This is a genomic window from Christiangramia sp., assembly GCF_029937855.1.
Taxonomy (GTDB): domain Bacteria; phylum Bacteroidota; class Bacteroidia; order Flavobacteriales; family Flavobacteriaceae; genus Christiangramia.
Genome location: NZ_JAPYPC010000022.1, coordinates 38,311 through 51,923, shown reverse-complemented (window position 1 = coordinate 51,923; position 13,613 = coordinate 38,311). Strand labels below are relative to the sequence as shown.

The following is a 13,613-nucleotide window of genomic DNA, read 5'->3' as shown; positions in this document are numbered from 1 at the left end:
ATGATAAGTTTATTTTTTGGAGACGCTTCCGTCTAATAGGTGTATAGTTCTGGAACCATATTTGGCATTACTTTCAGAATGGGTTGCCTGGATGATCGTAACCCCTTCTTTATTTAGATCTTGAAATAGTTGCATGATCTCGTCGCTTTGCTTAGAATTTAAATTTCCGGTAGGTTCATCGGCAAGAATGAGTTTTGGCTTTATTATTAGCGCCCTGGCTATTCCTACCAGTTGCTGCTGTCCCCCACTTAGCTGATGTGGGAAAAGATCCTTCTTACCTACAATGTTAAAACGATCCAGAATATCTCCCACGAGGGCCTTCCTTTCTGAACTCTTTACATTTTTATAAAGTAGGGGAGTTTCAATATTTTCATAGACAGTGAGATCATCCAGTAAATGATATGCCTGGAAAATAAAGCCAATATTTTGGTTAAAAATCTCTGTTCGCTTTTTCGATTTCAATTGATGAATAGCCTCCTCTTCGAAATAATATTCTCCTTCCTGGAATTCGTCCAGCATGGCAATTATGTTCAATAAAGTTGATTTTCCAGATCCAGAAGGACCCATCACAGAAAGAAACTCTCCTTTTTCAACCTTCAGACTTAGGTCGTTCAGTAGAAAAATTCTTCTCCCGCCGGCTGAAACCCATTTATAAATGTGTTCTAATTTTAGCATTTTTTAAAATTTATTTATTCGTTGCGTAATGAATTTACAGGATTTGAAATTGCGGCTTTTATCGCCTGAAAACTAACCGTGGCCAGTGCAATAAAAATTGCTATGATCCCGGCATATAAGAAAATTTGATAATTGATTTCTATACGGTATACAAACTCCTGAAGCCATTTGTTAACAAGCCAATAGGCCATAGGAAAACCAATGATCAGCGCAATTAAAACCAGTTTGATAAAGTCTTTAGTGAGTAACCTGGTGATACCAGCTACACTTGCACCCAGTACTTTTCGAACTCCTATTTCCTTAGTGCGCTGTTCAGCCATAAAGGCAGCAAGTCCAAATAAACCAAGGCAGGCTACAAAAATTGCCAGTCCGGCAAAGGTCAGGGCGATGGAGGCGGTACGCTGATCCCTTTCGTACATTTTTTCTACATTCTTGTCCAGGAAATTATAATCGAATGCAGAAGACGGAACTACCTGGTTAAATCGATTTTTAAAACTATCTAAAGTTTCGGGAAGATCTTCGGTTTTAAAACGAACGAGCATATACCTTAGAGGTTCAAAACCATTATTAAAAGCATAGCCGCCAATTGGAGACCGCAGGGAGGAAAAATTGAAATCATCTACTACTCCTATTACGTAAGCGTTAGGTCCAAGTTGCGCAATAAGATTTTTGCCTATGGCTTCCTGCGGACTTATTCCCAGAAATTCCACCGCTTTTTTATTTAGTACCACGTCTACGATCGAATCTCCTTCCTGTTTATTTTCTGGAAGATCTTTTCCAGCGAGTAATTTTAGCTGTAAAGTTTCAACAACACCTCCTGTCGCACGATTGGTTTGCAGGGACATCGCCTCATCTGAATTCATATTTTTATAGAGCGAACGACCACTTACTGAAATGCCCGGATATCCCTGGGTCATAGTAGCAGAAGAAACTTCAGGCAGCACTTCAAATTCTTTAATTAATGTTTCCTGCTCATTTTCAGAATTCACCGCAGCAATAGATACAGCCAGGGTGTTTTCGGGGTTATAACCAAGGTTTTTATTCCGTATAAACTCCAGCTGATTGTAGATTACAATAGCACTGATGATCAAAATAATAGAAGCTGAAAACTGAACAACTACCAGTCCTTTTCTTAGCAGCGCGGTAAAACTCTCTTTATCCTTTCCAGACCTAATAACCTCCATGGGGGAGAATTTTGAAAGGTGAAAGGCAGGAAAAGAACCCGCTATAAAAGTGGTAATAATCCAAATCCCGATGATCGCCGCTATGAATTGGAATGACCATAGAAAGTGAAGGGAAAGTTCTGTACCCACAATATTTTCAAAAAGTGGAATCGTTGTGACCGTCAGGATGATAGATAGGATAATAGCGAGCAAGGTAACAAACCCGGTTTCCGTAAAAAATCGTAGGATAAGTAACTTGCTGGGAGCTCCCAGGGTTTTATTGATGCCCACATCTTTCGTGCTTTTTTGAGATCTTGCGGTGGCCAGGTTCATATAATTAATACATGCAATAAGCAGAATTAAAATTGCCAGCAGGCTAAAATTCCTTACCTCTTCGATACTCCCGATTTTAGAAGAATAAGCACTTTTTATATTCGAAGAAAAGAGATGCATTCTTTCTAAAGGTTGTAATCCCAGGGTGTACCATTGATCTTCCTTTGGAACATTGGTGTCTACCACATCCTGTAATTTATTACGAACAGAAGCTACATCAGCATTTTCAGTTAATAAAAAATAAGTTTCGAAACTGGCATTTCCCCACGTGGGATCATTATAAAAACCTACCGAACTAAAAGAAGCGATCATATTTCCATCCAGGCTGGAATTTGAGGGGAAATCCTTATAAACTCCGGTCACTTCCATTTTCTTTTTGTTATCGATACTAATGATCTCCCCAATGGGATTAGCATTACCGAAATATTTTTTAGCAGTTGACTCTGAAAGGACGATGCTATTTGGTTTTTCCAGTTGATTCTGTGCGCTACCATGAATAAATTCCAGTTGAAAAATATCAAAGAATTCACGATCGGCATAATACAATTTAGGCTCGGTAAATTGTTCTTGATTAGCTTCAATAGAGGCTGTTTTTCCGAAATCATGATCCCAAAGTCTGGCAGATCTTTCAACTTCCGGAATTTCTTCAGAAGCGGCCGGTTTCAATGCGGCGGGTACAGTTGCCCAGATCTCATTGTCTCGCTTATCGGTTGTATGGAAGATTACCCGGTAGATACGCTCTTTATTCACATACATCTGGTCAAAACTGCGTTCCTGCATAACAAAAAGGAACAAAAGAAGCGTAATGGTAAGGCCTATAGCCAGCCCAAGAATATTGATGAATGAAAATGTTTTGTCGGCTTTAATTCTTCGCCAGGATATTTTGATGAAATTTTTAAACATAGATGAATATTTCGATGATTTAATCGATTTTTTGAATGACGGTTTCTCCTATTTTGAGTCCGTTATTCACTTTGGCGTTCCCTTTATATTGAATTCTCGCTTCGCCAAATGCAGAAACTTTTAGTTTTTCAGAAACATTTACGATGATATGGTTGTTTCCATATGCAGCAATTTTGGTCTCTTTAGAAAGAAGATCAATCGTATGTATCTCGCTTTTTCCGTAACAACGGTAGTGTTGAAACCCTACATTTCCACCTTTTACCTCCAGATAGCTTTCTCCATAAATGGCAACCTTAAAATCTTTAGCAGTGATACTTTCAAAAAAGACTTTGGTAGAGCCATATATGTCCAGGTCAAAGTCTTCAGTATTGATTGGATTTTCGAATGTGATTTGTTCTTCACTGCGAATTTCAACTTCTTCTAGCTGCTTATAATTTACCGTAATGCGTACTTCTGTACCTTTATAAATAGAGCGATCCATTTCACGACCATTTATCTCAACCTCTTCTTCTTTTGAAACGATCTTAGCATCTTCCAGGTAAATATGCAGTTCCTTTCCATCATTTTCTATATTGATCTTGTTGCGCTCAATCCGGGAATATTCGATTACCACAGATTCTTCATCAGATTCTTTGAAGACCACTTCGATATAAGGACTTATCGTAACTTCAGAAAAGCTGGAAACTTCAACTGTTTCAGATTGAGCATTGCTTAAATTGAAACTGAAAACGTTTATCAATAAAACGATCAATAATTTGCTTTTAATTAAAACTGACTTTTTCATATTACTATATTTATTCGGTTTTTAAACTTTTAATAGGATTGATGCTGGCCGCCCTAAAACTCTTTATTCCAATGGTGAGAAAGGCGATTCCTAATGTGATCACGGCAGCCAACACAAATAAATACCATTGAATATTGATCCGGTAGGCGAAATCCTGTAACCACCTGTTCATTAAATAGAAACATAGCGGGAAAGCGATCAAGAAAGAGACAGCCACCAATTTTAGGAAGTCTTTTGATAAAAGTGCTACAATTTGTGTTGCAGAAGATCCCAGAACTTTTCTAATACCAATCTCTTTAAATCGCTGTTCTGCAGTAAAAGTTACCAGGCCAAATAATCCAAGACAGGCAACGATAATGGTGAGAATCGCGAAGAGTGTAAGAATGGTTCCCATTTTACGTTCTTTTAAATAGGTATGTTGAAATGAGTCGTCCAGCACACTATAGTTCAAAACTTCCCTTGGATTATATTGATTCCAAGTAGAATTCAGCTTTTCAATAATCCCCGACATATTGGCTGATTTTGATCTTAAGATGACTCCGCCGTATGGATTCTTTTTCAGAATGAGCGGTTCTATTTCCTGGTGCAATGATTTCCAGTTGAAATTTTTAATTACCCCCATTACAGTGATGTCTTTCAAACCTTCCCGGGTATCTCTCTGAAAGGTTTTGCCCACGGCATCTTTTCCAAAGCCAAGGATTTCAGCAGCTTTTTCGTTAATAATCACCTTATCACTTTCATCACCAAATTCTTTTGAAAAATTTCGCCCCTGCAATAATTCCATTCCCAAGGTTGGGATATAATTCTCGTCAACATTATAGAAATACATTCGGCGTAAAAATTCACCGTTTTGGAAAGTTCCTCCTACTTCATTATCACTTTCCCCGGCCGGTACGAATGCAGAATGGGTAACACTAGCTACACGGGGATCATTTTCGATCTCTTGGATAAAATTATCTTCATTATTCTCCAAAAGATAGGTGTCCTTGATTACCAGGAGCTGATCTTTTTCGTATCCGAGATCCTTATTTTGAATATAGTTCATTTGTTCCCTCACTACTAAAGTCGCCAGAATAAGCCCTGCAGAAATCACAAACTGAAAGACTACAAGTCCGCTACGTATTCCTGAACCGTTTCCTGAAAATTTCGACTTTAAGGCATTTAGCGGATTAAAAGAAGATAGGTAAAATGCAGGATAAGCGCCTGCCAGTATAGTAATCAGAAAGATTAAACCTAAAAGGGAGAGGAGGTATGCCGGGTTTAATATGGTAGAAAATTCGATGGTTTTTCCTGCGAGCTGATTAAAAAATGGGATGGACAAAGCGAAAAGAACACTTGCCAGGACAGCGGCGATAATCGTTGAGATAAAAGCTTCCGCTAAAAACTGATAAATAAGCTGATTTTTATTAGATCCAAGTACTTTTCGAATGCCTACTTCTTTTGACCGTTTGGATGCAGAGGCCGTAGCCAGGTTCATAAAATTAATACATGCGATGACCAGCATAAAAATAGCAATAGCACTAAAAATATAAACATATTTGATATCACCACCTTGTTCAAGGGTGGTTGCATCAGAAAAATCTGAATGCAGGTGAATATCAGTTAAAGGTTGAAGAAAAAGTCCTATATCATTATCCTTTTGAAATTCTTCGTAAGACATTCCAATAGCCTCCATCATTTGCGGTCCCATGTATTTCTTAGTGATTGCGGGTAATTTTGCTTCTACTTCAGCAACTTCGGCACCTTCCTTTAAGACCAGGTATGTAAAAAAATCTGATTCCATCCAGCTCGTCTTTTGTGCCTGATCATATCCAAGTGTGGAAACCAGCAAGTCAAAGTGAAAATGAGAATTCTTCGGAATATCTTTCATTACCCCGGAAACGTATAATTGCTCATCCCGGTTTGAAACTGTGATCGTTTTTCCTATGGGCTCGGTATTACCAAAGATATTTTTAGCTAAAGATTCAGAAATAACCACAGAATTGGGTTCATCGAGCGGGGTATTTTTGTTTCCATTGATGATAGGCAGTGTAAATACATCAAAGAAATTAGGGTCAACATATCCCAATTCGCTTTGGCCGTAATAAATACCCTTATGTTCCAGACGATTGTTATAGGATTTTGCCAGCCGGGTTGCTTGAGTCACTTCCGGTAGATCATTTTTCAAGGTTTGCGCGACAGGAGCCATCACTACGGCTTCGTTCATTTGTTCTCCGTTCACTTCAGCTTTAAAAACCACCCGAACTATCTGATCTGCCTTTTCGTTGAAACGATCATAACTTAGTTCATCCAATACATACAGCATAATCATGATCACTGACGCTATTCCAAGTGCTAGCCCGATAATATTTACTGCAAATGTACCTTTGTTCTTGATGATATTCCGCGAGCCGGTTTTAAGATAATTTCGGATCATGATAAATGTTTTTAAACCTCACAAGTTTCCAAACCTGTGAGGTTGTTTTGTTTATTCAGTTCTTAGGTTTTTAACGGGTTTTTGTAATGCTGTACTTATTGTTTTTACACTCATTACAGCCAGAGCTAAAACAATCATAAAAAAACCACCACCGGCAAAGATCCACCAGCTCAGTTCCGTTCTATTGGCAAAATCCTGTAGCCAATCATTAAGTAACCAATATGTAATGGGGGCTGCAATAACAAAAGCTATTACGATTAAGATCAAAAAGTCCTTGCACAAAATGATGTTGATCTGCCTAATAGATGCGCCTAGCACCTTGCGAATTCCTATTTCCTTCGTACGGCGTTCTGTGGTGTGAATTACTAATCCTAGAAGTCCCAGACAACTTATCAAAACCGAAAGAGCCATAGCCCAAGTAATGAGTTTTGACATGCTTTGTTCTTTTTTATAAAAGGTAAGGATAGTTTCATCCATAAATTTTAGATCAACCGTTTCTTCAGGGTAAACCTCTTTATACGTGTTTTCTACTTGTGCCAACGTGGTGCTTAAGTCCTCGTAATTTTCAGTAGAAAAGCTAAAATGAATGACCTCAAAACTAGAGTGCCACATACCGCCGACAAATGCCATGGGTTCAATCTCTTGTTTGAGGGAGCCTTGATTGAAATCAGCCATCACTCCTGTAATGGAATAGGGAACGCCGCCAGAGGTCACCGTTTGGTTTAAAGCTTTACTTGGGTTTGTGAATCCCATTTTTTCAAGGGCTTTTGTATTAATGACTATTTCTTTAATAGTGTCATTTAAGGGTGTTCTACCAGCAAGTATTGGGATTTCATACAGATCGAGGTATTCTGTATCGCCAAAAAGCATGCGTACACTTGTTTTTCTTTCTATCCCATCATGATTGGAGATAAAAAAAGTAGTAGATTGATCAAAAGAAGCTGGCGACTGACCGCCTAAACTTACTTTTTTAAGCGCGGATAGATTTGCAAGCTTTTGGGCGAGAAGTTCTTGTTTGTCTGAACTAGAAAGATAATAAGGTGTCTCCATAAAAGCAACAGATTCAGTTTTAAAACCCATATCCTTATTGATCAAGAAACTAATCTGTTTACCAACTAAAATTGTAGAGATAATAAAGACAAAAGCGATGGTAAACTGGAATATGGTAAGGAATTTTCTAAGTTCGTTTTTACTGCCAGCTTCTGTATTTTTTCCTTTTAACACACGCACGGGCTTAAATTTTGACAAAATAATTCCTGGATAAAATCCTGCCGTAATGGTTACTATAACGAGTAATAATCCTATCAAGAACAAGATGACTGGGTTCATCAATAGGGATATATCAATGCCTTCGGCTATAAAATCATCAAAGATTCTTAAAAGCCAAAAAGATAAAAGGACCGATACAATCCCAGCAAAAATTGTCAGCAAAAATGTCTCTCCCAAAAATTGAAAGATTAACTGGCCTTTGGAACTTCCCAGTGTTTTTCTAATGCCTATTTCTTTGGCTCTTTTTGAGGCTTGTGCGGTATTAAGATTGATGAAATTAGCACATCCTAATAGCAATAAAAACAGTGCTACCAATCCTAACATGAAGAGAACTTTCTTATCTGCTACAGCCGTTTCTGGATCGTAAATACCTAATTCGTTATTAAAGTGCAGATTCGTTAAAGGTTGAATGTGAAATTCACGGGTTGATCCTGATTTCACATCTTCTTTCATTTGATGTTTTTCTGCGATATCATCCAATTGAGCCTGGAAGTTATTTAATAAAGTTTTCTTCTCAAGTTTGACCCAGAGTTGCGATGTATTGTAAACACCATACCAGTTATTACCTGATATTTGATGGGCAATATTGGTTTGAGGAGCCGTATGTAGTGATAGGAACTCTTGAAAGATTATATCACTACGTTCTTTAAAATCTGCTATTACTCCAGTAACGACTGCAGGTATAGAGTCATTATAATTTAATGTTTTTCCCATTACTTGGGATGGGGATAAATTAGGGAAATAGAGTCTTGCTCTATCTTCTGTAAGTACAACCTCATTGGGCTTAGATAATGTTTTTTGGGGGGAGCCAGCAAGCCATTGGTATTCGAGTAATTCAAAATAGCCTTGGTCAGCAAATACCACAAAATCCTGTTGTTTGAATAGCTCCTCAGTTCCCGTAGGTTTTACATTAACTGATTGGAATTGGTGGAAAAAAGCGGCTGTTTCTAATCCTGTAACATCATTTTTAACCACATCAACTAATGGAAACGGAATCCCAGCACTAACACGGCCACCTTCAGGATCATTAAATTGAGTAGTAACTCTGTATGTACGATCACCATCGGGATGAAATTTGTCAAAGGTAAAATCATAGTACACCATCATCCCTATTACAAAGGAGGCACTTAAACCTATGGCAAGGCTAATGATATTGATCAATGAGAATATTTTATGTTTCCAGATATGCCGCCACGCAATTTTGAAATAATTTCTGATCATGATGAAGTTTTTGATGGATGATTTACTCTGTCTTAAGGCTTTTAACCGGGTTTTGCATGGCTGTTTTTAGTGCCTGAAAGCACACAATAAATAAGGTTAGAGATACCGCAAATAATCCTGAAAATACAAATACCGGCCATTCAATTTTCGTTTGGTAGGCAAAATCCTCAAGCCATTTAGTTGCTAGAAACCAAGCCACTGGTGATGCAATTAAAACTGCTAATGCTGTAAGTTTGATGAAATCTTTTGATAATAACCTGGTTATCTGGAATACACTGGCCCCTAAAACTTTTCGAACTCCAATCTCTTTAACTCTTTGTTGCGCCGAAAAAGCTGCAAGCCCTAAAAGTCCTAGTCCAGCAATTATTATAGTCAATATGATAAAAAAACCAAACATTGTTGCTAAGCGCTCTTCAGATTTAAAGAGGGCATTGAATTTATCGTCCATAAATTGATATTCTAATGGTGTTTCCGAATCGTATCTAGTATAACTATCAGATATTTTGGAAATAAGACCCGGCAGGTTTACGGTGTTGCTATATTTTATATATAGGCAGCCTGTCCCTGAAAATTGGTTTCGTTTTGATATTTTAAGTCCCAGGGCATCTATAGGGTCTTCAAGGGAAGCATAATTAAAGTCATTCACTACGCCCACAATTTCTTGAGGGCTTCCCGCCAATTCTATAAACTCCCCTCTGGGATCTGGGCTAAGGCTAAATTTTTCAATTGCTGATTCATTTATTATTATTTTTTTCTCAGCGGTTATCAATTCTTTATTTACCGGCGTTAATTGCCATTTTACTTCAAGAACCTCCAGGAAATTATCATCTACCTGCATTAGAGGAAGGGCTAATGACTCTGTATTTTCAGCAGAAGCGAAAAATATATCATATCCATCATAAATTTGATTTTTTGAAATAGCAGTACTTTTTATTCCAGGAATTTTTTCAATCTCATTTCTAAATGCACGAGAATTATTTCCCATGCTTTTTTGTAGAGGCACCATTAAAATTTCGGAACGATCCAAGCCGGTATTTAAGGTTTTTAAATAATCCATTTGTTGTTTTATTATAATACCGCCGATAATTAAAACTACGGCTATAGTAAACTGAGCCGTTGTGCAAATTTTTCTAATTAAGTTTCCACCAAATTTTCCAGGAGATTTTTTTCTAAAGTTTTCTATTGGGTTAAAGGAAGACATTACAATGGAAGGATATATACCGGCTAATAGTATACTTACAAGATAGATTGTACCAAGGATAATCAGAAATATTGGATGGAAAAAGAAGACACCGTCAATATCAATATTCAGTAAATTAAAAAATGGTCTTTCAAAAATATAACTTAATATTCCTGCTATTATAAATGACACGCTAACGTATAAAGCAGATTCCACATAAAACTGAAACGCTATATTTTTTTTATCTGCACCATTTACTTTTCTCACAGCTATTTCTTTTGCCCTGGAATTAGCGCGCGCAGTGGTAATACTCATATAATTAATTAGTGCAAGTAATAAAATAAACAGGGCGATAAGGGGAAATACATCCAGATATTTTATGCCGTTATCATTTCCAGACTTTAAATGTTTATCTTCTAATGGCTCCAGAGAATACTCATCTTTTGATTTATTATTAGCATTTGTACTGAGTTTTTGAGCAGTTCCAATAACTGATTGTATGTTTTCGCTAGTGTCAAGTTTTAGAAAAGTTGCAAAAGACCCACCCTGAAAAATTTGAGAGCTGAAATCGCGTTCATTCTCTTTCATTTTTTCCATGGTAGCAATAGAAGTGATAAAATCATAATGAATGCTGGAATTCGAGGGGCTGTTTTCGGCTATTCCGGTTATCTGAAACTGATAAGTACTATCCTTTATAATTTCGAGTTTTTGCCCTATGGGATCGCTTTGTCCAAAATATTTCTTTGCTATGTCTTCGGAAATGACCAAGCTGAATGGCTTCGCTAAAACAATTTCTTTATTTCCCTGAAGAAGATTGAAAGAAAAGAAATTGAAGAAATTCTCATCGGTATAAAAGAAATTTGGCTCAGAAAAACTCTGAGATTTTCTTTCCATGGGTTTTACTACTACCGGTTTATATTCCGAATTTATTCGGAGGCCTGATTCAACGGAAGGAGAGTTTTCAACCATGGCATCTGCAACTACCTGATTAAAGTTCTGCATATAAATGGTTTGATCTCCAAATTTTGCTTTTCCTTCTAATTGAAATATTCTATCTGAATCTGCATGGAATATGTCATAGCTACGTTCATGAGAAACATAGAACATAATAAGGATACAGGCTGTAAGGCCAAGTGACAGGCCACCGATATTAATAAAGCTGAAAAGCTTATTTTTTCTAATGTTCCTCCACGCTATTTTTAAGTAATTTCTAAACATTATTTCGGTGATATTAAACCTTACAAGTTTTAAAAACTTAAGGTTTGGTTTGTTTATTCCGTTCTGAGACTTTTCACAGGATTTTGTAAAGCGGTTTTTACAGTTTGGAAGCTCACGATGGAAAGTGCAATTAAAAATACAGTAGATGCCGCTGTCACAAAAATCCACCATTGAATCGTGGTTCTATAAGCAAAATCCTGAAGCCACTCGTTAAGCGCCCAATATCCTATGGGAATGGCTATTAAGCTTGCTATAAATACCAGGATTAAAAAATCTCTGCCTAAAAGCGCAGTAAGATCTTTAATATTTGCCCCTAAAACTTTTCGTATCCCTATTTCTTTATTTCGCTGCCTAATCATAAAAGCGGTTAAGGCAAATAGGCCCATGATTGAAATTAAGATGGCAATGCCACCAAAAAAGCTAATGATCTTTTCCAGCCTTAAATAAGAACTAAATAACTTTTCAAAATTTGCATCCAGAAAGGAATATCGCAGAGGGAAATCAGGTTCAATTAGTTTCCATTCCTCTTGTATTTCGGTTATGGATGAATTAATATTATCTGATTTGAGTTTTACCAGGATAGCTCCACCAGACTGGTACATGCAGGCTTTATTTTCAATAGTATAGACAGCGGGTTTCACATTAGACTGGAAACCGTGTACGTTTATATCATTTACTATTCCCACTATCTTGACAGTTCCTTCATCACATCCGCCAAACGAAATGGTTTCTCCAATAGGGTTAGAAGATAATTTTCTTGCTGCAGTTTCATTAATAATTGCGTTACGGGTATTTTGATCTGCAAAAGATTCATTAAAATATCGTCCCGCAAGTAATGGAACTTCCAAAGTTTTAAAATAATCGGTGCTTACCTTTACCGATCCCATTCTTATTTTCTCACCTTTATAGTCAAAATTATAGGTAGAAGAATCTGCTATTTTATCGCCGGGTACTGTAGTTGTTTTTGAGATACTACTAACCCCGGGTATGGAAAGTAGTGCGTTTCGTGCTTGCTGAAAGCCCTCCTCCCGGGTAGGTTGTGTAGCCTCAATACGCATGACCTGCTCCCCGGTAAATCCTTTATCTTTGTTTTGAATAAAATGGAGCTGTTTGTTTACTCCCAAAATGACAATAACAAAAAAGACCGTTACCATAAATTGAAATATCACCAGTATATTTCTAAAACTCCATTCCTTATTTCCAAAAGAAATATTTCCTTTTAGAACATTCACAATTTTAAACCCAGAGAGATAAAAAGATGGATATATGCCCGAAAGTAAAACAAGGATAAAAAGGCAAAGACCAATCTGGAGGAATAAAGACCAGGAATTTTGTGCCCAAAAGCTTAACTGAAGATTAAGGGAACTATTGATATAGGGTAAACTTATCAAAACAACACTTAGTGCTATGATTAAACTAATAGCACATTGTAAGGACGTTTCACTCATAAACTGAAAAATCAGGTTTTTTCGTCCTGATCCCAGGACCTTTCTAACTCCAATTTCCTGGGTTCTTCCTAGAGATTTGGCTACCGTAAGATTACTGAAATTAATTGCCCCTATTAGAAGGAGGAGAACTGCCAGGATAAAAAGTATAGAAATTGTTTTAATATTACTGGAACCGTATTTCGAAAAATTTTGAATATCGGGAACCGAATCAGTAAATAGGATAGTTTTGTTATCCGATTTTTTATAAGCTTCCTTTAAATTTTCATCTTGCAATATTCGCTCTTCAAAATAGATCCTATTGAGGTCTTTTTCTAGTTCAAGTTCAGGAATTTGTTGGTGAAGTTTGATATAAGTCTCATAAGAATGATTATTCCAGAAAAAGTTCTGTTGTTCGTATGGGTCTCGCATTACGAGATGCATATTACGATGAGAGGGTGTTTCCGGTAATTCCATGACGCCTGTGATCACACCTTCCATGACATTAAAAACCTTAATGGTCTCTCCCATGGGATTTGCATCCCCAAAGAGTTTCTGCGAAAGTTCCTCACTGATTAAAACAGCATTTGGAGCATTGAATGCCGTAGTCCTGTTTCCCTGACTTAGATGATAAGGAAAAACCTGTAAAAAGAGAGAGTCTGCTGAGGTAAATCCTTTTTGATAAATACTTTTTTCATTTGCACTTATAAGTATTTCGTATTCACCAGTTCCCTGAAGGGAAGTAGCTGCTTCCACTTTGGGATATTTCTCATTGAGAAAAGAGGCTAATGGTGCAGGGGTTGCTTCAAAAATTTCATCTTTTACACGCATGGACACTTTATGAACTTGCCGGAGTTCTGGATCCCAGGTATCATAACTCAGTTCATAATTAAGAGCTAGAAGAACAATAATGAAACTCGCCATTCCGGCCGCCAGCCCCAGGATATTGATAGCAGTATATGCCTTATTTTTTTTCAGGCTTCTCAACGCTATTTTAAAATTATTTCTAAACATTTTTTATATGTTT

7 protein-coding genes are annotated in these 13,613 nt (G+C 37.1%); all 7 read right to left on the bottom strand.

Translation table 11 applies throughout. The annotated features are described in order from the left end of the window. Positions 1-9: 9 nt before the first annotated feature. The 7 genes from Q1K34_RS12145 to Q1K34_RS12115 are packed head-to-tail and all read right to left on the bottom strand — an operon-like array spanning position 10 to position 13,600. Positions 10-675: an ABC transporter ATP-binding protein gene (locus Q1K34_RS12145; protein WP_300439120.1), complete on the bottom strand. Its 666-nt coding sequence runs from the start codon at positions 673-675 to the stop codon at positions 10-12. Between the two features lie 14 nt (positions 676-689). Beyond that, the gene (locus Q1K34_RS12140; RefSeq protein ID WP_300439117.1) at positions 690-3,074 is read right to left on the bottom strand and encodes an ABC transporter permease; all 2,385 of its coding nucleotides are present in this window, start codon (positions 3,072-3,074) and stop codon (positions 690-692) included. Positions 3,075-3,093: 19 nt separating this feature from the next. After that, complete coding sequence (locus Q1K34_RS12135) at positions 3,094-3,858, bottom strand: head GIN domain-containing protein (protein ID WP_300439114.1); 765 nt, start codon at positions 3,856-3,858, stop codon at positions 3,094-3,096. A 10-nt stretch (positions 3,859-3,868) separates the two neighbouring features. Continuing rightward, positions 3,869-6,274, bottom strand: a complete 2,406-nt coding sequence (locus tag Q1K34_RS12130; RefSeq protein ID WP_300439111.1) for an ABC transporter permease — start codon at positions 6,272-6,274, stop codon at positions 3,869-3,871. 51 nt (positions 6,275-6,325) lie between these two features. After that, positions 6,326-8,764, bottom strand: a complete 2,439-nt coding sequence (locus Q1K34_RS12125; protein ID WP_300439108.1) for an FtsX-like permease family protein — start codon at positions 8,762-8,764, stop codon at positions 6,326-6,328. A 22-nt stretch (positions 8,765-8,786) separates the two neighbouring features. After that, on the bottom strand, positions 8,787-11,162 hold the full coding sequence (locus tag Q1K34_RS12120) for an ABC transporter permease (RefSeq protein ID WP_300439105.1): 2,376 nt from the start codon (positions 11,160-11,162) through the stop codon (positions 8,787-8,789). A 53-nt stretch (positions 11,163-11,215) separates the two neighbouring features. Next, entirely contained in the window at positions 11,216-13,600 is a 2,385-nt protein-coding gene (locus Q1K34_RS12115) for an ABC transporter permease (RefSeq protein ID WP_300439103.1), read from the bottom strand. Positions 13,601-13,613 lie beyond the last annotated feature (13 nt).